The sequence below is a fragment of the Polynucleobacter sp. UK-Gri1-W3 genome (assembly GCF_018881595.1).
In the GTDB taxonomy this organism is placed as follows: domain Bacteria; phylum Pseudomonadota; class Gammaproteobacteria; order Burkholderiales; family Burkholderiaceae; genus Polynucleobacter.
The window spans coordinates 138,775-159,329 of sequence record NZ_JACVQA010000006.1 but is presented as its reverse complement, the minus strand read 5'-3'; the positions used below and the strand labels follow the sequence as shown (position 1 = coordinate 159,329).

Annotated in this window: 27 protein-coding genes; 2 read left to right on the top strand and 25 right to left on the bottom strand. The window is 43.4% G+C overall.

Annotated elements, in window-relative coordinates; all coding sequences use genetic code 11:
• Positions 1 to 161: 161 nt before the first annotated feature.
• The 15 genes from ICN36_RS06085 to ICN36_RS06015 all read right to left on the bottom strand — a co-directional run bounded on the left by ICN36_RS06085 (position 162) and on the right by ICN36_RS06015 (position 9,908).
• The gene (locus ICN36_RS06085) at positions 162 to 737 is read right to left on the bottom strand and encodes a YceI family protein (RefSeq protein ID WP_216227470.1); all 576 of its coding nucleotides are present in this window, start codon (positions 735 to 737) and stop codon (positions 162 to 164) included.
• A 40-nt stretch (positions 738 to 777) separates the two neighbouring features.
• Positions 778 to 1,350 (bottom strand): YceI family protein, encoded by a 573-nt coding sequence (locus ICN36_RS06080; RefSeq protein ID WP_216227469.1) that lies wholly within the window; start codon positions 1,348 to 1,350, stop codon positions 778 to 780.
• 11 nt (positions 1,351 to 1,361) lie between these two features.
• Positions 1,362 to 1,907, bottom strand: a complete 546-nt coding sequence (locus ICN36_RS06075) for a cytochrome b (protein ID WP_216227468.1) — start codon at positions 1,905 to 1,907, stop codon at positions 1,362 to 1,364.
• Positions 1,907 to 2,461 carry a flavodoxin family protein gene (locus tag ICN36_RS06070; protein ID WP_216227467.1) on the bottom strand — a complete coding sequence of 185 codons (555 nt, stop codon included), beginning with the start codon at positions 2,459 to 2,461 and terminating at the stop codon, positions 1,907 to 1,909. Before ICN36_RS06070 ends, ICN36_RS06075 begins: the two co-directional genes overlap by 1 nt.
• Positions 2,462 to 2,489: 28 nt before the next feature.
• On the bottom strand, positions 2,490 to 2,873 hold the full coding sequence (locus ICN36_RS06065; protein ID WP_370623436.1) for a MarR family winged helix-turn-helix transcriptional regulator: 384 nt from the start codon (positions 2,871 to 2,873) through the stop codon (positions 2,490 to 2,492).
• A gap of 232 nt (positions 2,874 to 3,105) precedes the next feature.
• Positions 3,106 to 4,077 carry a tripartite tricarboxylate transporter substrate binding protein gene (locus tag ICN36_RS06060; protein WP_216227465.1) on the bottom strand — a complete coding sequence of 324 codons (972 nt, stop codon included), beginning with the start codon at positions 4,075 to 4,077 and terminating at the stop codon, positions 3,106 to 3,108.
• Between the two features lies 1 nt (position 4,078).
• Complete coding sequence (locus ICN36_RS06055) at positions 4,079 to 4,828, bottom strand: transporter substrate-binding domain-containing protein (protein WP_216227464.1); 750 nt, start codon at positions 4,826 to 4,828, stop codon at positions 4,079 to 4,081.
• Between the two features lie 35 nt (positions 4,829 to 4,863).
• The gene (locus ICN36_RS06050) at positions 4,864 to 5,718 is read right to left on the bottom strand and encodes a metal-dependent hydrolase (protein ID WP_255531261.1); all 855 of its coding nucleotides are present in this window, start codon (positions 5,716 to 5,718) and stop codon (positions 4,864 to 4,866) included.
• 91 nt (positions 5,719 to 5,809) lie between these two features.
• Complete coding sequence (locus ICN36_RS06045; protein WP_216227463.1) at positions 5,810 to 6,220, bottom strand: carboxypeptidase-like regulatory domain-containing protein; 411 nt, start codon at positions 6,218 to 6,220, stop codon at positions 5,810 to 5,812.
• Between the two features lie 84 nt (positions 6,221 to 6,304).
• Entirely contained in the window at positions 6,305 to 7,285 is a 981-nt protein-coding gene (locus ICN36_RS06040) for a zinc-binding dehydrogenase (RefSeq protein WP_216227462.1), read from the bottom strand.
• 28 nt (positions 7,286 to 7,313) lie between these two features.
• Complete coding sequence (locus ICN36_RS06035; RefSeq protein ID WP_216227461.1) at positions 7,314 to 7,760, bottom strand: DUF2452 domain-containing protein; 447 nt, start codon at positions 7,758 to 7,760, stop codon at positions 7,314 to 7,316.
• Positions 7,761 to 7,802: 42 nt separating this feature from the next.
• Complete coding sequence (locus ICN36_RS06030; protein ID WP_216227460.1) at positions 7,803 to 8,336, bottom strand: superoxide dismutase family protein; 534 nt, start codon at positions 8,334 to 8,336, stop codon at positions 7,803 to 7,805.
• A 70-nt stretch (positions 8,337 to 8,406) separates the two neighbouring features.
• Complete coding sequence (locus ICN36_RS06025) at positions 8,407 to 8,955, bottom strand: DUF3833 domain-containing protein (RefSeq protein WP_216227459.1); 549 nt, start codon at positions 8,953 to 8,955, stop codon at positions 8,407 to 8,409.
• Between the two features lie 3 nt (positions 8,956 to 8,958).
• Complete coding sequence (locus tag ICN36_RS06020) at positions 8,959 to 9,507, bottom strand: chalcone isomerase family protein (protein WP_216227458.1); 549 nt, start codon at positions 9,505 to 9,507, stop codon at positions 8,959 to 8,961.
• Complete coding sequence (locus ICN36_RS06015) at positions 9,504 to 9,908, bottom strand: thiol-disulfide oxidoreductase DCC family protein (protein WP_216227457.1); 405 nt, start codon at positions 9,906 to 9,908, stop codon at positions 9,504 to 9,506. Before ICN36_RS06015 ends, ICN36_RS06020 begins: the two co-directional genes overlap by 4 nt.
• A 60-nt stretch (positions 9,909 to 9,968) precedes the next feature.
• Here ICN36_RS06015 and ICN36_RS06010 point away from each other — a divergent pair, with 60 nt between their 5' ends.
• A complete protein-coding gene (locus tag ICN36_RS06010; protein ID WP_216227456.1) occupies positions 9,969 to 10,343 on the top strand; it encodes a DUF2237 family protein in 375 nt (124 codons plus the stop codon).
• An 18-nt stretch (positions 10,344 to 10,361) separates the two neighbouring features.
• Positions 10,362 to 11,261: a histone deacetylase gene (locus ICN36_RS06005; protein ID WP_216227455.1), complete on the top strand. Its 900-nt coding sequence runs from the start codon at positions 10,362 to 10,364 to the stop codon at positions 11,259 to 11,261.
• A 13-nt stretch (positions 11,262 to 11,274) separates the two neighbouring features.
• Here the strand turns inward: ICN36_RS06005 and ICN36_RS06000 are convergent, their stop codons facing one another.
• From ICN36_RS06000 to ICN36_RS05955, 10 genes are all read right to left on the bottom strand, one after another.
• A complete protein-coding gene (locus ICN36_RS06000) occupies positions 11,275 to 11,826 on the bottom strand; it encodes a phasin family protein (RefSeq protein ID WP_216862046.1) in 552 nt (183 codons plus the stop codon).
• Positions 11,827 to 11,990: 164 nt separating this feature from the next.
• Positions 11,991 to 12,632: a hypothetical protein gene (locus tag ICN36_RS05995; protein ID WP_255531260.1), complete on the bottom strand. Its 642-nt coding sequence runs from the start codon at positions 12,630 to 12,632 to the stop codon at positions 11,991 to 11,993.
• Positions 12,633 to 12,742: 110 nt separating this feature from the next.
• Complete coding sequence (locus ICN36_RS05990; protein WP_216227454.1) at positions 12,743 to 14,536, bottom strand: amidohydrolase family protein; 1,794 nt, start codon at positions 14,534 to 14,536, stop codon at positions 12,743 to 12,745.
• 127 nt (positions 14,537 to 14,663) lie between these two features.
• Complete coding sequence (locus tag ICN36_RS05985; RefSeq protein ID WP_216227453.1) at positions 14,664 to 15,773, bottom strand: linear amide C-N hydrolase; 1,110 nt, start codon at positions 15,771 to 15,773, stop codon at positions 14,664 to 14,666.
• A 43-nt stretch (positions 15,774 to 15,816) separates the two neighbouring features.
• Complete coding sequence (locus tag ICN36_RS05980; protein WP_216227452.1) at positions 15,817 to 16,431, bottom strand: hypothetical protein; 615 nt, start codon at positions 16,429 to 16,431, stop codon at positions 15,817 to 15,819.
• A gap of 21 nt (positions 16,432 to 16,452) precedes the next feature.
• The gene (locus ICN36_RS05975; protein ID WP_216227451.1) at positions 16,453 to 16,692 is read right to left on the bottom strand and encodes a hypothetical protein; all 240 of its coding nucleotides are present in this window, start codon (positions 16,690 to 16,692) and stop codon (positions 16,453 to 16,455) included.
• 45 nt (positions 16,693 to 16,737) lie between these two features.
• A complete protein-coding gene (locus ICN36_RS05970; protein WP_216154214.1) occupies positions 16,738 to 17,556 on the bottom strand; it encodes a hypothetical protein in 819 nt (272 codons plus the stop codon).
• A 25-nt stretch (positions 17,557 to 17,581) separates the two neighbouring features.
• On the bottom strand, positions 17,582 to 18,073 hold the full coding sequence (locus ICN36_RS05965; protein WP_216227450.1) for a hypothetical protein: 492 nt from the start codon (positions 18,071 to 18,073) through the stop codon (positions 17,582 to 17,584).
• 146 nt (positions 18,074 to 18,219) lie between these two features.
• Positions 18,220 to 19,023 carry a hypothetical protein gene (locus tag ICN36_RS05960; RefSeq protein ID WP_255531259.1) on the bottom strand — a complete coding sequence of 268 codons (804 nt, stop codon included), beginning with the start codon at positions 19,021 to 19,023 and terminating at the stop codon, positions 18,220 to 18,222.
• Positions 19,024 to 19,068: 45 nt separating this feature from the next.
• Positions 19,069 to 20,538: a patatin-like phospholipase family protein gene (locus tag ICN36_RS05955; RefSeq protein ID WP_216227449.1), complete on the bottom strand. Its 1,470-nt coding sequence runs from the start codon at positions 20,536 to 20,538 to the stop codon at positions 19,069 to 19,071.
• Positions 20,539 to 20,555: the final 17 nt, after the last annotated feature.

The window sequence follows — 20,555 nt, the reverse complement described above, 5'->3', positions numbered from 1 at the left end:
CCTATTGGGGCTGTCAAACCGGCAAAAGTGGAATTAAGAGAATAATCCCTTTCAATTCAATTACTTATGAAATTATAAACCGAGTGTATGTAAAATGCCGGCCAAGCAAGAAAAAACCACCCAAAGGTGGTTTTCCCATGAAAAAAGACCAACCAAAGGATTTACTCCTTTTTAGCCGCCTCAATGGCAATCATGATGGTGACATCATCGCCTACGTTAGGCGCATATTTGCCCATATTGAATTCGGTACGCTTCACTTTAGTTTCTGCATTAGCGCCGCAATACTCCACACCCGTCATTGGATGCTTCTTGCAATCAAAGTTCGTAATTTTTAAGGTCACTGGTTTGCTTACACCCTTCAAAGTCAACACGCCTTTTAAAGCAACTGGCTTGTCGCCTTTAAAAATCATATCGCTTGACTGAAAGCTAGCAGTCGGAAATTGAGTTGTAGACAAAAAATCCTCGCCTTGAATGTGGCTATTAAATATAGTGGATCCCGTATCAATCGATTTGGTATCGATCGTGATATCCGCGCTTCCTTTTTTGGCAGCAGGATCAATCGTTACAGTTCCATTAACAGTATTAAAGCGACTGGTCTGATTTGAGAAGCCCAAATGGTTGTACTCAAACTGAGCAAATGTATGGTTTGCATCTGTCGTATAAGTAGTTGGAGCTGCAAATGCCGTTCCAGTCAATCCCAAGGTTGCAAACAAGGCAATTAGTAACTTCGATTTCATGTGTTTCTCCGTGATGAAAAATAAAACTAAATAAAAATGTTTATGGATTTAAAACTAAATGCACTTTGACAGGTACTTCGTTTGCCACTGCTGAGGTATCCGCCCAGTTACCCGCGCCCAAACCAAAATCCAACCTTAACAACTGGAAGGTGGCATCAAAAACCATTTGTTTGCCTTGGGACTGGTATTTGGCAGCGATCAGCACTGGCGCGGATTTACCCTTCATCGTGAGCACTCCGTGAATTTCAAGGCCATCACTACCGACAGCCTTAACTGAGTCACTCACAAAGCTCGCACTTGGAAAAGTCTTGGTATTAAACCAATCCTTGCCTTTTGCCTCCTCTTGCAACTCATCACCACCGGCATTAAAGCTGGCGATATCTATGGTGATATTCGCTTTTGCTTTATCGGGTTGATCAGGATTGAACGATACCTTGCCTGAAAATTTTCCAAAGCCACCAGAGAGTTTTGAGCCCATCAGCTTACTGGTAAAGGTAATCTTGCTTTTGCTGGCATCTATAGTGGAATATTCGGCTGCATAAGTTGCGCTTGCAAAAGCAAACGTCAAAACTACAGCAACCCATTTAACACTCATTAAATAATGTTTTCTCATCACTTCTCCAGTTAAGAATCTTTAGATTTGTAAAAAGACATGCGACTTAAGAGACCATCTTTATCAATCCATTGATGTTTAAGTGCCGCTAACACATGCAGTCCAACCAAGATCATTAATCCATTTGCCAACAGCTCATGAATTTCTTTTAAAAGATGTCCTAATGCCTTGTCTTTATCGACCAAATCAGGCAATTCGAATAAACCAAAGTAATTGACGGTATAGCCTTTGGCTGAACTCATTAACCAACCTACCAGGGGAATTGCTAGCATTAATAAATACAAGGCTAGATGCGTCAACTTCATCACCCATTCTTGCCATACCGGCATTACCAAATTCAGCGGTGGAGCTGGATGAGTAGCACGCCACATCAAACGAAATAGGACTAAAAAAAAGATCGTAGTGCCAAGCCATTTATGCCAGCTGAGCCAAGAAATTCTGGCTGGACTCAAGGGCATATCATCAATGGCGATAGCAATGGACCAAGTCATGATGATCAGTAATGCCATCACCCAATGCAATAGGATGGCAATACTGGAGTAACGTGATTGATTCATTATCCGCGCAACTGCTTAGTGATTTTTGCAATACGCTCACCATACAGACGAGCAGTTTCGAGATCACCTACGTTCACTTCATCTGCGCTCGCATCTGAAGGGGTTTGCATCATTGCTCCTGCAGATGAACCAACATAGTTCACATCATCTCGTTTCGCAGACTTTGAGTTTGAAGGCATTAATCCAGTGCCAACCCACAAACCAGAATGCTGCATAGCCAAAGTGAAGAAATAATGCAAAGTGGAATGCTTATCGCCATTCATGGTGGCAGAATTAGTGAAGCCACCAAATACTTTGTCTTTCCACTGCTGAGAAAACCACTGCTTAGAGCTGGCGTCAGCAAACTTCTTAAACTGCCAACTCACAGTTCCCATATATGTAGGAGAGCCAAATACGATGGCATCAGCATCATTTAATGTTGCCCACTGCGCATCAGTAATATTGCCCTCAGCATCAATTGCTATCAAAACACCATTAGCGCCCTTAGCCACTGCTTCGGCCTGCTTTACGGTGTGACCATAACCACTATGAAATACCACGGCTACTTTAGTCATTATTTTTTCCTTGTCATAGTTACATTAATTAAAAGATGTCTTTCAACAATTTCAGCGATTCTTCGAGTTGGTTTAATTGCTCGGGTAATAATTTTTTGAAAGCTTGATTTAAATACTCCAAATGGACTGGAAAGACTTTTTCAAATAAAGCCTGACCATCTTGAGTCAGTCCAATTAATTGACTACGTGCATCCTCAGCATTTGACTGTCGCTGAATTAAACCCTTCACCTCTAATCGCTCTAGCACTCCAGTGAGCGTTCCCTTGGTTACCAAGGTTTTCTCCCCCAACTGTTTACAGCTCATTGGCGGCTGATTACCCAAGGTAGCAAGCACATCGAATTGAGTCAACGTTAAACCCAAGCCCTTGATATGAGGAGCCGAATAGCGCTCAAATGCTTGGTAGCTTGACACCAAGTTTCTTAGGGAGGGTAAAAAGTTCATTGTTGACCTATAAAGTACTAGCTAGGACTATATTAGTACTAATACGAACTAATTGCAATATAAACTTAAAACCACTCAATCAGAGGGTTTAAAGCGCTTTGGACACGTAATTCAGCAAATTACTGATGAGATTAACCCCTGCTATATGCCTTGAATAGCGGTTAGCGCACAAAGGGGGAAACTTTTACCCTTGTTAAGCAACCTACTCCGGCTTAATGCCTGCGCTTTTGATGATCTTGCCCCAGCGGGCAGATTCTTTCTTTTGAAATACCCCAAATGCCTCCGGAGTCATTGCATAGTACTTTGCCCCTTCTGACTCAAGCTTCTTTTGCACTGCCGGCTGCTGCATGATTTTGCTGACCTCATCATGTAACTTTTTAACAATAGCTGGTGGTGTGCCCACTGGTGCAAATAGGCCAATCCAATTCTTCACATCAAATCCTGGCAAGGTTTCGCTAATACTAGGTAAATCTGGCATGGATGGATCTCTACTTGCGCCAGTTACCGCTAGACCTCGCAACTTATCACTTTTTACATAAGGAAGAATGGTGGGCATCGTTGCAAACATCACTTGAGTTTGTCCACCAATCAAATCCGTAATTGCAAGAGCGTTACCTTTATATGGAATATGCGTCATGTCCACTTTTGCGGTCATTACAAATAATTCGCCCGCTAAGTGGCTAGCAGTACCAATACCGCCTGAACCATAGGACACCTTTCCAGGGTTAGCCTTTAAATAGGCAATTAACTCAGGCACATTTTTTACCGGCAGATTTGGATTGACTGCTAGCAAACCTTCAGCATCCAGCACAAAGACCACTGGTACAAAATCTTTTAGTGGGTCATAGGGCATGCTCTTAACTAAATAGGGATTTACTGCATGGGTTCCAATACTGCCCATAATTAAGGTGTAACCATCTGCTGGGGATTTAGCCACAAAGTCTGCGCCAATATTTCCGCCGCCGCCAGTTTTGTTTTCCACAATCACTGGCTGGCCAAAAGCTTCGCTTAATCCTTGCGCAATGATTCTGGAAAATCCATCAGCAATACCACCAGTAGCGAATGGGGAAATAATTTTAATTTGTCGATTGGGGTACGTGCCAGTTTGAGCATTTGCAATTTGGTAAACTAATAACCCAAGCAACGCACTCAATATGAAAACTATTTTTTTCATATTATTTTTCTAAAGACTTTTGATTGATGGGTGCAGCAGCCAAACCCTGTACTTGATACTGTCGAATCAAATCAGTCACTAAACCACTGCGAATGAAGTCTTCAACGCAAGCACTTAAAAATGTGATTGCCTCTAGATTAGATTTCTTGGTAGCAATTGCCTGTTGAATGCCAGTGAACTGACCTTCTAATATCCGTAAGCCTGGATGTTTTTTTGCAAAAGCAACTAAGCCAGTCTTAAGTCCAGCTAGTGCATCTAAGCGCTCACTCAGAAAAAGTTCATTACTTGCCTGGAGGCCATCCGCATGAACTAGCGTGGCATGCTTTAAATTTCGCTGCAACCAGTGATCGTATGCACTCTTAAAGAAGGATGCGATTCGAACTCCCGGTTGATCCACTTGGGAAATATCTTGAATTGGTGAATCATCGGAAACTAAGTAAGTCGCTTCCAACTCTGTATAAGCAGGGGTAAAGGTGACTTTTTGAGCGCGTGCCGGATCAGAACCCACCAAAACAATTCCACATCTTCCACTAGCAGCGGCGTCCACCACTTCCTCTTGAGTTTCATAACCCGTTAAATCTAGCGGAACTTCCAAGCGCTTTGCTACAGCACGACAAATATCTGGTGCTATACCGGTAGGCTCCCCTGCAGAGGTGCGGCCAGTGACCAATAAAAAATTGCCTAGATAAACGGCAGAAGAAAGAACACCGTGAGGGGCAAGCTGCGCCCTCACTTCAGTAGAGATTGGCATCAAAAGAATTTCCGGAATTAAAAAGCAAAAGACAGTTAGAACTGAACCGTTTCGCCTTCAGTCATCGGGATGATTTTGATATTGCTGCCCTTCATAGCCGCCTGAAACTCAGCCAATGTTCCCTTGGTCATAGGATTGGAGTTGTAATGCATTGGAATAACCATCTTTGGCTTAATCCAAGTGCGCAGTGCAAATGCAGCATCGTCTGGTGCCATCGTGAAATTTCCACCGATTGGAATCATGACTAAGTCCGGCTTGTAATGCTCGCTAATAAATTTCATATCGCTAAATAAGCCGGTATCACCCATATGCCAAATTTTAAATCCATTTTCCAGCTCGATGATGTAGCCCACAGGCTCTCCAGCAGGATGAGATTCCATCTTGTCTGTTGCAGGATTTTTCCAAACCAACAAGGATGAATGCTCAGCTTGTACCGCAGTTACCTTAATCCCAGGAGCAGGTGTAACACGACCTGTTTTATTAAAGCGATGACCTAAGTCTGCTGGTAGCACCCCTAAAGTAGTTAGGGGTGTGATCATATCTGCGGGACCATAAAGCTTGATATTGTTCATCTTAGCCAAAGCCGGAGCATCACCAATGTGATCAACGTGTGCATGCGTCACAAGCAATACATCAATTGGACCAATTGCAGCTAGATCATTTTTATACATCGGTGGCGTTTTAGGGCCCCCAGTAATCCAGGGATCAACCAAAATCATTTTTCCCTGAGGAGTTTTGATACGAAAACCTGCTTGCCCTAGCCACAGCGCCTCGGTCTTGCCCTGAACGCCTGCGGGCGGGTCATTTTGCGCACTACTCATTGTCGATACTGAAGCCAGAACTGCTGTGAGCAATAGACCCAAGCCACCCTTAGTTAAAAAGCCCTTCATTGGAACGTCTCCTCGTTATCGTAATAATCAAGAAACTATAGACCAATTTAGTAGTTTAGGCATATGACGCATTGCGTCATTTAGTAAGCGGCTACTTCCAGAATAGGGAAATCTTTTGCGGTGAGTCCGCCCTAATAGAAAGTGATCTCTTTTGGACTACCTCTTGGTATGTTGCTTCAATTGCATAATCACCAGGCACTAAGTTAATCAGCATGTAAGGGCCGTCTGCTTGAGCCTCAAAAATAGCCTGTTTTTTTGAATTGGTGATTTTGATGGATGCTCCAAATATCCAAACGCCCCTGCCATTTTCAATTTGAGACATTTCCAATAACAAAGGCCACTGCTTTGCTTGGGCAAGAATGGCAACGGCCTCGCCTTCACCCACGCCACCAGTGACATAAGAAATCCCTTGTGAGTATTGCGTCTCTGGAATTTGCGCCAAAGCCCAAGAGCTCATCAAAATTAGATGAGCGGAGATAATTATTTTAAGTAGTGTTTTCATACCTTCATAGTACGACTGATTGAGATATAAAAAAAGCCCCGCTGCAAAAAACAGCGGGGCTTGTGTACGCTAGAACACTCAAGCTTAAGGCGTCATCACAATAGCACCCGAAACTTTTCTTCCTTCAGCAGCACGATGCGCATCTGCAGCTTGCTCCAAAGAAAACTTAGCACCGATTTGCACTTTGACATGACCCTTAGCAATTGCATCAAATACTGCTTTGGCATTTTCTTTTAATAAAGCTGAAGTTGCGTTATGTGGAAATACAGAAGGTCTTGTCAAAAACAAGCAGCCCTTCTTGTTGAGAATTTCTGGCTGAATCTCTGGCGCCGGTCCAGAGGCAGCTCCAAACAAAGCAACTGTACCGAATGGAGCAGTGCAATCCAACGATCCCAAGAAAGTAGTTTTAGCTACTGAGTCATAAACTACATTTGCTTTTTTACCGCCAGTGGCCTTAAGCACATCCTCAACCCAAGTTGGTTGGGAGTAATCCACTACTGCATCACAACCCGCCTCTTTAGCGGCTGCGAATTTTGCAGGTGATCCCACGGTACCAACAACAAACGCGCCCAAAGCTTTTGCCCAGCCAGCCAAAATTTGACCAACACCACCGGCAGCAGCGTGCACTAGAACGATATCGCCTGCTTTTACTTTATAAGTCTTTTGCACCAGATATTGCGCAGTCATTGCCTTAAAGAAAACAGCTGCAGCTACTTCATCAGAAATATTGCTAGGAATGTGAACCAATTTGTCAGCCGCTACGTTTCGCGCACTTGCGTATGCACCAATCCCAGCATTCATGTACACAACGTGATCGCCAACCTTAAAGTCAGTGACGCCTTCTCCCATATGCTCAACAACACCAGCAGCTTCATGACCGAGCCCAGTAGGCATATCCAATGGGTAAACGCCAGAGCGCTGATATACGTCAATGAAATTAAATCCAATTGCAGTTTGACGAATCTGCACTTCACCTTTTGCTGGTGGAGGTAACTCTTTATCAATTACCTTGATTACGTCTGCACTTCCTAATTCAGAAAGACTAACTACTCGCGCTTTTGTCACATGTCACCTATATATTTTTTATTGAAAATCATAAAACAGTAAGGGCGTCAGAGGAATCCTCTTCAATTACCGCCCATGTACTATCGCCCAACTTTTTTACCGCCATTGAATATGTCCAACCATCTGGAATACCGCAGCTCCAACCACTTGGACCATTCTGAATAAGTACGTTGACACTATTTCTGCTGTCATAGTACAGATGGTAAATTTTCCCATGAATGGGATTGAAGCTAAATTTAGCGCTATGTACCATTTCCGTTGCATCTAGCCGTGCTTGCAAGGCCTTGGCTTGCTTCATTAAGACTTCGGCCTGCTCCATAATGCGGTCATACTCAAGCTTGGCATTCTGGCGCGCTACATTAACAGCCTTGTCTTTTTCTTCGGTGACCTTGATAGGTGCAAATACAGGGGCACCCACTTCCATTGGATATTCAATCCCTGCGTGACGTGCTGGATCGGTATCTTCGATTCTCATGAAATGCCCTGTATCTCTTTTAATGTATTTAAATAAACTCGACTACTTAATCAAACCACAAGCAATGCGTGGTCCAGAATTTCCAGCAGGTTGAGATTTGTAATCATCTGGATCACGATGCACCACAACTGAGCGACCAACAATACCAGTTGGTCCAGTGTTTACAGCAAAGCCATGTAGTTTAGCTGTGTAAGTTGCGTTACCACTCGCATCTGATTTAATGTTTGGCATATCTCCGGCATGATTCATACCACTATCAGGCATGCCATGCGCTTTTGTCTCGGGATTAAAATGGCCACCTGCGCTCATTGCATCTGGAGCTGAGCAATCGCCCTTTTCATGCACATGGAATCCTTGCTCTGCATTTGGTTTCAAACCAGAGAACTTGCCGTTGATAAGAACATCGTTACCCTGCCAAGTGAATGTCACTTCACCCTTGACCTGTGATCCTGATCTTGAATCTAGACTTGCACTGGCTTTTTGTCCTGTGCCCTGCTCCATCGATTGACAGGCTACTAAAGATAAGATCCCAACTGCTGATAAAACAATCGAAGCCTGCTTTAATTTCATATTCATTTGAATCTCCTTGGATTGGGCGCTCAGCGACACCTTGCAAGAAAGTGTGACACAAATCTAGCCCTTTTGCTTAACGTTTATAGAAGGTCAGAGTGACCTCACCTAGCTCAATGCCAAACTTACTCATCTTGGCCTTATTGAGCATTACTTTAGGGGTAATAAGGTACATCCAATCGTTAAATTGCACGTTATAAATGGTGCCATCTACCGGTAAGGCAAGGGTATAGGTCCAATTCAGGGCATTTCCAGCTAGTTGGCCCTGGGCATCCCCCACCACATCATCTGCCCTGCCAATGAAGTTACCTGGAGACTGCTCAGTTAGCGTCCAAATACGTTTTTGCTTTGCGCCATCAGAATAATCAAAGCTTTCGTCTAATGTGCCCACCTTCTTACCATCAACCACAGTCCAATTGGACTTAATTAGTACAGTAAAACGCTTCTTCACCTCGCCACTGCGGTCTGTAAAGATGCCATAGGCATCAATCGTTCCTGAAAAATATTCACTTAAGTCTAGAGCAGGCTTCTCGGAAGCATATTGAGAAACTTGTGGTGTAGAGCAAGACGCTAAAAATAAGCTGCAGAATGCCAACAAGATAAGTCGATTAAAAAGTGATTTCATAAATTAGCAAGCCTCAGTAAAAAGTGGTGGCGGACAAGATTGTCCAAGTAGTTCTGTGCGAAGCTTTGGTGCGCTTGTTTTGGGGTCAAGCCAGATCCCAAAAAATGCTTTCGGAAAATCAGCACCTGGTATTTGCGCAATCTGCTTATCATCGTGATAAAAAATTGTTCCTTGTTTTGGAGAATAGATAGCAGTCAAAGTATGTCCTGACTCTACGTTCGGCAAGAAAGCAGTTAACTCCCTACCCCATTGTGCCGCCTGAGCCTCTGAAACGCCAATGCGTTTCATCTCTTCCACGCTGCGATTGGCAATCGAGGCTCCAGAAAATGATTTTTGATAGCGCATGTCTAGGGCAAATTCAGAGGAAGCCAGGGAGCCCACTCGATAAAAGGATGCGTCATAAATATGCAGACCCCACCAAGTCAATCGCCCACTACCCTGAAGTTTTGCCGAGCTTAAATAGGGTGGCAGTTCCTGTGGATCGCGAGCAAAGCTAGCTGGAGCTAATGCGCTAAGCAAAGCAACCATTAGAAATAATCGAATCATCTTCATAACGATGTTGACTTTGATTTCACTAAACGTAATGCTGCTGGTCCCAAGAGACTAGAAATAGCATGTCTATTCTTGGCAAAAAAGCGGTAACCCAACTTCAAAAATGGTTGCAGGGGTTTTCTGGAAAAAAGCCAGGCAAGGCGCGGCAAGTTGGCTCGACGATAGGCTTCAGGAAATACCGAAACACCGTGAATTAATTTACCGCTAGCAAATTGCCCATACATAGCAGCTAAAGCAGCTTCACAGGAGACGCCCACTTTTTGGGGGTCAAACTGCTCTGAATTAATATCGACAAAGTCCAAAAGATTGGCTTGATTTCGTCCAGATAAAAACAGAATCTCAGCCTGACACAAAGGGCAAGCGCCATCGTAAAACAAGGTGAGTTTTTCTAAATAAGTCATTGCCCAGCAAGTTTACGGCTTATTCAATAAACTGGCTGACACATTCATTTTAAGGTTGCCATGCAAAAAGAGATTGCGTTAAATGTATTTGGGGAACCTCTCATTCCCTGTTCTTTTGATCCTTTAACAGGGTTTTTTAGGGATGGTTGCTGCAAAACCAATGATGAGGATGTGGGCAGCCATTTAGTGTGCGCCATTGTCACAAATGAGTTTTTGCAATTTAGCCTTGAAAAAGGAAATGACTTAATTACCCCAAGACCAGAGTATCAGTTTCCAGGATTGGTTGCGGGAGATCAGTGGTGCTTATGCATCAATCGCTGGGTAGAGGCATTCAATGCTAATTGCGCTCCGTTTATTAAGCTCGAAAGCACCCATATCAAGGCACTAAAAACAGTCTCCCTGGATACCTTAAAGGAATATGCGAGAGAAGTGTGACAAAAGCGTGAGAGAAGCATGAAGGCCTTTTACACAGATCATTTTGTATTGCCCCTTCCGGCGGGACATCGCTTCCCAATGGAGAAATACTCTCGCTTACGTGATTTGGTTGGCACACAAGAAAATATAGAACTCGTTGAAGCACCCTCAGCAACAGACACTCAAATCTTATATGCCCATGATCCAAGCTATCTGATTAAAGTGATTGAGGGAAAGTTATCCCCACAAGAGCAAAGAGAAATTGGATTTCCCTGGAGCGAGCAAATGGTTGAGCGATCACGCCGATCAGCCGGAGCCACAATAGCTGCAGCAAAAACTGCTTTGCAAGAAGGTATTGGTGCCAATCTAGCCGGGGGCACTCATCACGCCTATCGAGATACGGGTAGTGGTTTTTGCGTCTTTAATGATTCAGCTATTGCCGCGCGTACACTCCAAAAGGAAGTGAGCTCATCTCTCAAAATTGCTGTGATTGATTTGGATGTTCATCAAGGCAATGGCACAGCGTCCATTCTGCAAAACGATGAATCCATCTTTACCCTCTCAATCCATGGCGAAAATAATTTCCCATTTAAAAAAGAACAAAGTGATCTTGATTTGGGTCTTGCTGATGGCTGCAACGATGAAACCTATTTGCACTCCCTTGGGGAATGCCTAGACCAACTCGATACGCGCTTCAAGGCAAATTGCCTTATTTTCTTAGCTGGAGCAGACCCGCATGAGGGCGATCGCCTAGGAAGGTTAAATGTAAGTACTGAGGGAATGCGCTTACGAGATGCAATGGTTTTTCAGTATGCGTTAGATCGCCAGCTACCAGTGGCATTTTCAATGGCAGGCGGCTACGGCAAAGAAATTGAATCTACTGTGGATATTCATTTTCAGACCATTAAAACCGCCCTGCAATTTCAGAAGCAGTATTAGCAAACTTAAATCTTCAGCCCTTCTTTTTGGCCGCACCTTTTGGGCTTGCTAGATTACCCATATTCTCTACGCTCTTCTCGAAATTGGTAAACGAGTCAGCCATTGCAGCTCGAATCAATTCAAAATTTTGCAGCGCATTATTAAATGAGGTTTTAAACACAGATACATAAGCTTCGCTGCCAATCGGTGCATTATCTGTCGCATCATTTACAAAGTGAATTAAATCCGCCTTGGATTCTTGGATCATGGTTTCTGCAATATCAGCCAACTCTTGGTTGCCACTTTTCAGAACCTGAAGTAATTGGTTGTGATATTGAGATATCTCTTTAGCAGCATCTTGCAAGACCTCGGCATGAACGTACTCGAAAGCAGAGCGAGGATCTTGGGTTTTCATCAACTCAGATACTCGCTTTTGAATCATAGTGGCCAACTCCTGTGTAGCCTGCTGATTAATTTGTGCAATGGCCTGTGCACTTTCAATCGCTACGCGCCCAGCAGCCTTAGTGGCATCTATAGCCCTTTGTTGCCCCGGCATTGCATTCATATCCAATGATTCCTTGCTCATATCAGCCTTTCAGATAGGTAAAGTCATTTACCAATCTACTCTCGTTCAGCCTTGTTGCTATAGAGAAATACCAGTAGATGAGCCTTCTACCCAAAAAGAAAAGCCCCAACTACCACTAGTTGGGGCCCTGACTTCAAACTCTTTATTCAAACTCTTTACTTTGTTTATTGCTTCTTCTTTGGTAAGTTATTCAGGGTTGAAGCGCTATTTAGCTGCTGATCGACCAGGTAGAGAGTACCCCCGTAATTAGCCTGTAGATCATACCCGGAGAGGCCTACCGTATAAAAGGTAATTTCAGGATTAAACGAACGAATGGTTCCACCAGATCCGGCAGAGAAATTAGCATCTACATCAAAACCACCACGATGCCCATCAACGGAAGTTAGTAAAAACTGATCTATCGCACCAGGGGTCTTGAAGATCGCCACTTGATATTGATCTTGATAGCCAGCACCTAGACCTTCACCAGTTTTGAGCGCTTGCATAAAAATGGGATCCGTACGTCGCTTATCAAATAAAACGCCTTCACCACGCGCTAAGACTATCAAAACAATATTGAAATTAGAGGTGGTAAAGACCGCATAGCCAGCAGCCTGGTCAATCTCTTTTTGAACATCTGGTTTTTGTTTAATTAAGGCATCAAGACCTGTCTTAGCCATTTTCAAAGTAGCGTCGCGCTTTTGCATAATTTCTGCGGAAGTCAGCGGCTTGCCATCTTGGCCAGTAGATTGGCAGCCGGCCAGAAATGAGGCCACTAGCAAAGTCAAAGTGGCATGCCTTGATATAGATTTGAATGAAATAGTCATCTTTAAATTAATTTATACGGTTTAAATGGTCATAAGAGGCAGCAAGATCGATGCATCAGCCTCAACTCCAGGATTAACTTTAATATGAGCACGTTCCTGAGTTCAGGACATTACTCCAAAGATCTAGGCTTCTTGGTTTCTGATGCCGGAATCACCTTGCCACCCAAGACAGTTGCATACACGCCCACGTCTTTAATCTTGATTGCTGGAATAGTTTGCGGGTCAGCATCCAGGACTGCGAAATCAGCAAACTTACCTGCCTCAATACTACCCACTTTATCTTCCACACCTAATGTGTAAGCAGCATTAATAGTAATCATCTTCATCGCATCAGAAGCCGTTACTGCCTCAGCCGGAGCCCACACCTTGCCATCGTTGTAAACGTCTTTGCGAGTTACTGCAGACCATGCCTCTTTTAACGGCACTGGAGCAGATACGGGTGCATCTGAATGAATAGAGGTGACAATGCCATTACGCACTAAGGTACCTAGTCGCGTTGCATATGACGCACGATCAACACCTAAGGCTGGGTATTCCAATTTGGCTCGCTCAGAGATGTATGAGATATTCGCACTGACTACAGCGCCCAGTGCCTTGATCTTCATAACCATCGCTGTCGATGGAATACCAAAGTGATTAATTGTGTAACGATGATCAAATCGTGGCTTAGCATCGATCATTAATTGCAAAGCGTTGATTGAGTTTTGATTACCGATATCGCCATTACTATGTATATGGATGTGATATCCCGCATCCCACCATGGCTTCATTGCAGTAGCAAAGTCTTGTGCTGACTTGTAGTTTGTCGAACCTACGCTGCCATCGGTATAGCCGGGGTGCTCCATGCGCATCGTTTCAGGCAAGTAACCGCCATCGCTATAGAACTTCACCCCTTGGAAAATCAAACGGTCATTGTCTTGCTGTTTTAGTGCTTGAGCTTGTGCAATAGCTTGATCGCCATACTTCTGAATAAACGGCTCAGAATAAACAACAGGAACAATACGCAAAGAGCCAGAAGCAGATTGACTAAATGCCTTAGCAACCTTTAATTCCATATCAATATTCAAAGTTCCAAAAGCTAAATCACCCGAAGTAGTGATTCCGCCCTGCTGCATTAGATCGCTCATATACAAATAGTCGGTAGGAATTTCACTTGGGCTCAAAACGTCTTTACCGGCAACCCCCAGAATATAGGTGATGGCGGGAATTTCTAAAAACTGACCATTCAATTGGCCATCCTTATCGAGGCCGACGCCTTTGACATCCTTTACCTTCTCTGGCGTTATGCCATAGGACTTGATAAAAGCACTATTGACATACATGTCATGACCAGAAGCATCCCACACAATAATTGGCCTGGTGCTAGAGGCTTGATCCAAAAGCTGACGATCAGGCATCTTTCCCATAGCCACTACATCAAAGCCCCATGCTAATAAAGTCTTATTAGGGTCTTTGATGTCATCAGAGTATTTTTTGAGCTGTGCCATGGCTGCTTGTAAATTAGCAACCCCTGGAAATGCAGGACCCCAGGGATTAGGCATTGGTGAAGGCGTCAGAAGCGGCTTATTAAATAAAATACCGCCTAGCAAAGGGTGCGCATGCGGCTCAATAAATCCCGGATACATCACCTTATTAGCAAAATCTTTATTAATGATCGTTGGATATTTATCCGTCCAAGGTTTCATATCCTCCAAGGAGCCAACTGACAAAATACGCCCATCAGCAACAGCTACAGCAGTTGCATTTGGAATCGCCGGATCCATTGTGACAATCTTCTTGGCCACAAATACGGTGATATTAGTGACCTTTGGTGTTGATGGCGGATCAAGCAACTGGACTGCTGATGCTAGGCCAGAGAATAGACCTACTACACCCGCATAAATAATTTTAGACTTTAGATTCACTGGAGGCCTCTATAAAACTTCATATACAAAATATTACTGATTACTGAATGATCAATCTTTGAATCATTAAAAAAGAAGCTCGACTAGCGAGCTTCTTTTCAATACTAAATGCATTAAATTAAATCAATTAATTCACTGGCACGATCATTTTAGGCTGAGCCAATTTGACGTATTTGATTTCTTTTGCATTCATATCCATTTTTTTCAGATCAAATGCATAGATATTATTGCTTTCAAACATCTTAACGTTGTAGACCATGGTTTTATTATTTGCCACAATAGTCCATTCAGTTGTCTCGTAACCACCCGTACCACCACCGTATGGATTGCTAGCTGGCAAGGTCACTGATCCAGGAGGAATATCAAAGCTTCCTAGAATATGCCAAGCAGCGCCATCCATCTGAGCGTTAGTAAAGTTAGTAGGTACCGAGTTAGATAAAAATAGTGCGCGAATGAAACGGCTTGGGCTCAGAAAATCGCCAGGAAGGCCATGCAAGCCATTGCCAGAACTTGGAGCTGCATAAGTAGCGCCATTAATGACGAGGGGTGGCTTTTCTACCTTAGAGAGATTGATATAACTTCCAATGTTATTGAGGTGATCCTGAAACGGAGGATCATTTGTCAAAACAGTGGTTGGGTTATCGATAATTGATAGTCCATTTTTGGAGTACTCAACTACGATACTTTTGCCGTTGGCATCGTGCAATGTATAGTGAACTGGTGGGGTCTGATTTCCGTAAACAGCTAACTTAGCGCCATTCACTTTAATCTTTGGTAAACCAGCTTTAACCTCGTCAACATTAGCAAAATTAGTTAGTACATATGTAAGTACCTGTACTGAATTAATACTGCTCGCTGAATCAGCTTGAGTAACCGCTTGGTAAGCCGCGCTATTGGGATAATTCAGAACACCTCCAACAAGACCTTTCTCATTCATGCCATCTACTAGCTCAGGTAAGCCAAGCGCATTCATACCAGCTACCGCGTATTTTGCAGTCCAATTCAGACCTGAGCCATATTTACCATCAACACCAATTCCCTGGTGGGAATAAGCTCTTGGAATAGTAGTCAGCTGCGAATTCAAAGGTAAGCCAAACTCCATTGTGCGTCCATATACATATCCGCCGTCACTACCCTTGAGTAAGAAACTGGTACAGGCTTCGCTCACCAATGGCGCGAATGCCAAGGATAATGAAACTGATGCAGCTAATACTTTTTTGATCATCTTTTGCTTCATGATTGAATTCCCATCTCTTATAAGTTAGTACTTCTACTGCGAATTAATTCAAGATAACCAAGGTTGCTGTTGCACGAGCACCCCAACCAGATGGGCCACCTGGAGTATTGCTCAGATAATAGATCGGACCTGCGCCAAAGGAGAACGGTACGCCATCAATAACCATCAACTTAGAAGCACCTACATACAGCGGGTTAGAAGTGCGGTGCGCATCATAGTTATACGATGCCTCCATATTTGCGGCAAATGACCAGGCTTCTTTGGTAGTGTAAGTAACAAAAGGTTGTCCATACAAATTATTTTGCGTGCCATAAGTAGGATTACCGCCCATATTCCATGACTGGTAAGCAAGAGCGCCGTATGTCCATGGACCATCACGATTCAGCACTACAGCAGTCACACCTGCACCGGTTTGCTGTGAACCAAACTTACCGCTATTACCAGATGGAGATTGTGCATATGGACCAATACCCCAAATCCAGGATGAGTTGGTATTAGGGGCATAGAAAGACTCTAGAGTGACGCTAGCAATACCGTAGCCAGAATAAGCCTGTCCAGTAGGACCTTGAATACTAGTTTCACGAACGCCAGCTACGATTGGACGAACAATAAATACATCTCCACCACCCAAGTTGAATGGGGCTACCGGCTGGAACAAGAGAGTTTGTTCAGAGCCGCCTTAGTTTTTACCTAGACCACGACTGAATTCATACTGAAATGGCACTGAGATCATATTGGCGATTGGGTTTGCCAATTTTTTAGCGATATCTACCCTATCTACTGCTGGCTTAGTAGTCGCTAATACTCCAGAATTTTCAACCGCAACAGTTCCAACACGAGCAGGAATTTCTTGTGCAGAGGCAGAGAAAGAAATCGAAGTAGCAACGGCAATAGCTGCAATTTTTGAAATAAGGTTCATAAAATATCTTTAAAGGATTGAGGATTCAAAATTAGGACTTTTAACTTAAAACTTAAAGGTAACGGCTAACTGAGGACCCTTGAAAGTAGCTTTTTCAGTTCCATTACCATTTTTCAAATCGTAGTAAACGTAACGATAAGCAAGTGATGCATCAATCCATTTTTCAAAGGTCTTGCCTACCCCAAGAATTCCCTGCCAAGTCATGTTGTTACTTCCTCCACCGCTTCCTATATCACCATAGAATGGAACATACCAAGTAGAATCAGCAATACGGTAGCGGCCTTTAAAACCAACAACAGGATCCGTGATAGAGGCTGCTGAGTAATCAACAATACTTTGTGAAAGGCCACCAGCAGACGCCTTCAATGAAATCGTAGTTGTTCCGGAGATATAGCGCACACCAATTAAGCCATCAACATAAGCATTTTGATTATTAAATACTGTGTAAGAAACCCCACCAGTAATTTGATTATGTTGAAGGGTAGCCTTATCAGCAATTTGTGTAGGAGTGGGGCCATATCTGGTAGCAAGCGTAACGTTAGCTCCACCCGTTTTTTGTATGGTTGCAGAAACGATATCGCCAAAAATACCCCAGCTTCCATAGTGAGCCTCAGCAGCAATCATGCCGCCGGATTTTAAATTGCTAACTAAATTTGTTTGTGTCAGTTGAGCAGTATCAATATATTGATCTTTAAAGAAAGTGCTAGCAGTTACTGCTGGCACCCATACATATGGGGTCACCTCAAAGCGCCACTCATTGGAGACTTGAGGAATTGGCGATAGATTCTCATCCGCATAGGCCACATTTGCACAAGTCAATGAGGCGAAAGCTAAAAGCAAAGAAGAAAGGATTTTCTGTTTCATAAGAGTGTCATTAATGTTGGGTGAATTAAAAGTTAGATTTGGGAATTGAATTCTTGGAAGTGTCTAAATACTTATTTAAGATGCCCACCATCGTAATCGTAGAGGACGATGCCCAGGCAAAAGAAAATAAACCTGAGAATGCTATAAAAGATGGAACCAAATGCCATCCACCAGGCAAGGTATAGGTGAAATTTCCGAGAGTAGTGTAGCTACTGGCACTTAAGCGCAATGCCGTCAACCAATTTGGGCAAATTCCAAGAATTAGGAGCGCCCCAGCCCAGATACACATTGAAGCCAATTGTGTGAGCGCCAGCATTTGAATGCAAAGCACAAAGAAAAATATTGCCTTCAGCATAGAGGGATAGGAGCTTGATCCAATATTCGTTTTAAAAAAGAGCATCGTGCCAATGAATCCAATGCCGTCAAAGATGAGTACCAAACTCATGATGGCAAGGCCAAATGCAGTCTGCGGAATTGCATTTTGGTAAACAAGCTCGAGCGTATCGGTTGAAATCATAGATTTAGGATCAATTCAGATCAGATAACCCCAAATTATGCCCTTAACAGGGCTCAATTAAGCAGAATAGCCGTAACTTTTGTCATTCTTACAATTTCCTACATGATCTTGTGGAAATTGCACAACACTAGAATATAAAAAGGTTATTAGAAATTGAATGATATCTTGGCGTAGGTTGACCAATCGTATTGGCTGAAGGTTTGCACTAGCTGCTTACTAGCCCCTACCGCAACAACCCAATTCTTATCAAGACGATGGGTCACCATCGCATCGATAGGCACAAACCATCCCCCTCCAGCAGAGTTGTAGACCATGCCGTTTTCATCCCAAAAGCGCAGCATTGTATTTGGGGATAGCTGAAAACCCACTGTTGGAAATATCTGAAGATTTCTAGCCAATGCTGGCTGACTCGGATTCACGCTAAGGCTGTTATTTTTAGAATCAAAGCCATACATATAGCGCAACAAAGGTGAAAAATCAGTCACGTGCAATAAGGTATCTATATTCGGCTGAAAGGACCACCCCAATTGAGGGCCAACCGCCCACTGGCCATTGTTACCAAATGGAAAAATCACTCGACCACCTATGAGCGCTCCCAATGGTTTTAAAACAGTGAGGTCTTGACCCCAGACGGTAATCATCGTGTTGCCGGCACTGTACTGGCCTGAATTATTGGCTGACGAAATAGAGTTGTAATTTGATGTGTACGCAGTGTCCAGCCGGAAACGACCACGCCAGTCGCCTATTGCTAAAGGATTGTAATAACGCAAGCGCAAAGTATTTTGATAGTTATCACTACCGTCATAATTGTGATAAGCCCAAAACTCCAGCACTTTACTGTCTGTCAATTGTTGAGAGTCATTGTCAAACTTCGAGATGGGCACCAATAAATCTTCAGCATGGGCTGCTGAAATAAAAAAACTAAAAAGAAGTAATAAAAAATATCTCATACCAAATAACAATCTACCTATCTATCTATTTATTTATCTATTTCTTTATTTATTAATGATTTTTGAACCATAACTCGTCATCGCTTTTTTGACCTCTGGTGAGTCAAAAATAATCTTCTTAGCTGCAGCCCTCAAGCGATCAACCGCTTCAGGCGGCAGAGCAAATGAGGTTGGTAGGTTATTAAGGTACTCGAATTCTGCCTTATCTTCCAGCATATTGAAAGCCACATTCACTGCATACAAATCTATATTCGGGGTATTTACAATTTTTGCCAACTCTGGATTTTTATTGGACTTAAATAATGGAGAGTCTCGTAAAGTGCGCATACTATTCCAGCGGGCTTGAGTATCCTTTAAAGTCTCCACCTCTTCGTAAGAGTAATGATCGATTGGTACCCCCGCTGCCTTAACCAGCAACTCAATAGCACCAGGCCCATCAACCGATTCGTTCCAAGTAGTTTTTGGTGAAGATAAAGCATTGACTACGACAACGATGATACGTTTCACGTTATCAAACTGGGTTGCCTTTCCAGAGAGGTGCATTGCCTCTAACCCCTCCAAAAAATTCAACATTTGACGCATTGCTAAATTGTCTGCAACCCCTCCATCGACCACATGAATATAAGGATTATCTTTTTGGTCGTGATACAGCTTGAGATCATTCATCTCTTTAATGAGACGAGCGGCAGGCCTGGGTGCATTAGCGGAATTCTCAAAACGTTCTAGATAATCGGGTTCGATGAACTTGCATCGTCCGGCGTAATTGTTATAAGTCACAGACGATAAAACAAATGGAACTGCTGAGGAGGATGCCGCTGCGCGCGATAACGGGACACCAAGCAAGTCAGAGCAAAGGTAGTCAAAGAACGACTGATCAAAAGTAAAGCCTCCACCAGATGAGATATCGGTGCCAGACGCCAATATATATGGCCCATTATTTTTCTTGAGATCCGCATAGGTAGCGCCATGAAATAGAATTTCATCATAGAGCTCAGCAGCCAATTCTGATCGGCCCCAAGCTGTTGAACTTAAACGAGTCCAATTAAAAGGGTTGGCCGCTCGAGCGATGATCTCCCCTTGAACATCCCGTTTTAGAAAATCCGCATCATAAAAATCAAAGAGCTTTTCCCCATACAAACCATAGGAGAGTGCGGTAAAGCTGCCACCAGATACGCCAGTAATTAAATTGACTTGATCAAGCGCGCGAACCTTTTTACCGCTAGATTCCTGCAACTCCATCTCGCGCAACGCTTCTAGTACGCCATAAGAAAAGGCAGCAGCTCTAGTCCCACCGCCAGAAAACGCCAAAACAACCAAATTCTCCGGCAGCTTATTATTTTCGTCCTGACCACGGGTATGGCTCAAGCCTCGATAACCCGTTTCTAAATCGATCTTATCCATAGGAGGATTGATTGGTCTACTAGCGCAACCCACCAGGGTCAATAGCAAGAATGCCATTCCAATGAACAAGAATTGACTTCTCACATTGGTTCCCGATGCATCAAATGGCTTCATGATTTTTCAATTGTTCG

What these genes read in the sequence shown, in the direction of transcription:
- ICN36_RS06085 (WP_216227470.1), bottom strand. Translation starts at nt 737, where the DNA reads ATGAAATCGAAGTTACTAATTGCCTTGTTTGCAACCTTGGGATTGACT.
- ICN36_RS06080 (WP_216227469.1), bottom strand. Translation starts at nt 1,350, where the DNA reads ATGAGAAAACATTATTTAATGAGTGTTAAATGGGTTGCTGTAGTTTTG.
- ICN36_RS06075 (WP_216227468.1), bottom strand. Translation starts at nt 1,907, where the DNA reads ATGAATCAATCACGTTACTCCAGTATTGCCATCCTATTGCATTGGGTG.
- ICN36_RS06070 (WP_216227467.1), bottom strand. Translation starts at nt 2,461, where the DNA reads ATGACTAAAGTAGCCGTGGTATTTCATAGTGGTTATGGTCACACCGTA.
- ICN36_RS06060 (WP_216227465.1), bottom strand. Translation starts at nt 4,077, where the DNA reads ATGAAAAAAATAGTTTTCATATTGAGTGCGTTGCTTGGGTTATTAGTT.
- ICN36_RS06055 (WP_216227464.1), bottom strand. Translation starts at nt 4,828, where the DNA reads ATGCCAATCTCTACTGAAGTGAGGGCGCAGCTTGCCCCTCACGGTGTT.
- ICN36_RS06050 (WP_255531261.1), bottom strand. Translation starts at nt 5,718, where the DNA reads ATGAAGGGCTTTTTAACTAAGGGTGGCTTGGGTCTATTGCTCACAGCA.
- ICN36_RS06045 (WP_216227463.1), bottom strand. Translation starts at nt 6,220, where the DNA reads ATGAAAACACTACTTAAAATAATTATCTCCGCTCATCTAATTTTGATG.
- ICN36_RS06035 (WP_216227461.1), bottom strand. Translation starts at nt 7,760, where the DNA reads ATGAGAATCGAAGATACCGATCCAGCACGTCACGCAGGGATTGAATAT.
- ICN36_RS06030 (WP_216227460.1), bottom strand. Translation starts at nt 8,336, where the DNA reads ATGAATATGAAATTAAAGCAGGCTTCGATTGTTTTATCAGCAGTTGGG.
- ICN36_RS06025 (WP_216227459.1), bottom strand. Translation starts at nt 8,955, where the DNA reads ATGAAATCACTTTTTAATCGACTTATCTTGTTGGCATTCTGCAGCTTA.
- ICN36_RS06020 (WP_216227458.1), bottom strand. Translation starts at nt 9,507, where the DNA reads ATGAAGATGATTCGATTATTTCTAATGGTTGCTTTGCTTAGCGCATTA.
- ICN36_RS06015 (WP_216227457.1), bottom strand. Translation starts at nt 9,908, where the DNA reads ATGACTTATTTAGAAAAACTCACCTTGTTTTACGATGGCGCTTGCCCT.
- ICN36_RS06010 (WP_216227456.1), top strand. Translation starts at nt 9,969, where the DNA reads ATGCAAAAAGAGATTGCGTTAAATGTATTTGGGGAACCTCTCATTCCC.
- ICN36_RS06005 (WP_216227455.1), top strand. Translation starts at nt 10,362, where the DNA reads ATGAAGGCCTTTTACACAGATCATTTTGTATTGCCCCTTCCGGCGGGA.
- ICN36_RS06000 (WP_216862046.1), bottom strand. Translation starts at nt 11,826, where the DNA reads ATGAGCAAGGAATCATTGGATATGAATGCAATGCCGGGGCAACAAAGG.
- ICN36_RS05995 (WP_255531260.1), bottom strand. Translation starts at nt 12,632, where the DNA reads ATGACTATTTCATTCAAATCTATATCAAGGCATGCCACTTTGACTTTG.
- ICN36_RS05985 (WP_216227453.1), bottom strand. Translation starts at nt 15,773, where the DNA reads ATGAAGCAAAAGATGATCAAAAAAGTATTAGCTGCATCAGTTTCATTA.
- ICN36_RS05975 (WP_216227451.1), bottom strand. Translation starts at nt 16,692, where the DNA reads ATGAACCTTATTTCAAAAATTGCAGCTATTGCCGTTGCTACTTCGATT.
- ICN36_RS05970 (WP_216154214.1), bottom strand. Translation starts at nt 17,556, where the DNA reads ATGAAACAGAAAATCCTTTCTTCTTTGCTTTTAGCTTTCGCCTCATTG.
- ICN36_RS05965 (WP_216227450.1), bottom strand. Translation starts at nt 18,073, where the DNA reads ATGATTTCAACCGATACGCTCGAGCTTGTTTACCAAAATGCAATTCCG.
- ICN36_RS05960 (WP_255531259.1), bottom strand. Translation starts at nt 19,023, where the DNA reads ATGAGATATTTTTTATTACTTCTTTTTAGTTTTTTTATTTCAGCAGCC.
- ICN36_RS05955 (WP_216227449.1), bottom strand. Translation starts at nt 20,538, where the DNA reads ATGAAGCCATTTGATGCATCGGGAACCAATGTGAGAAGTCAATTCTTG.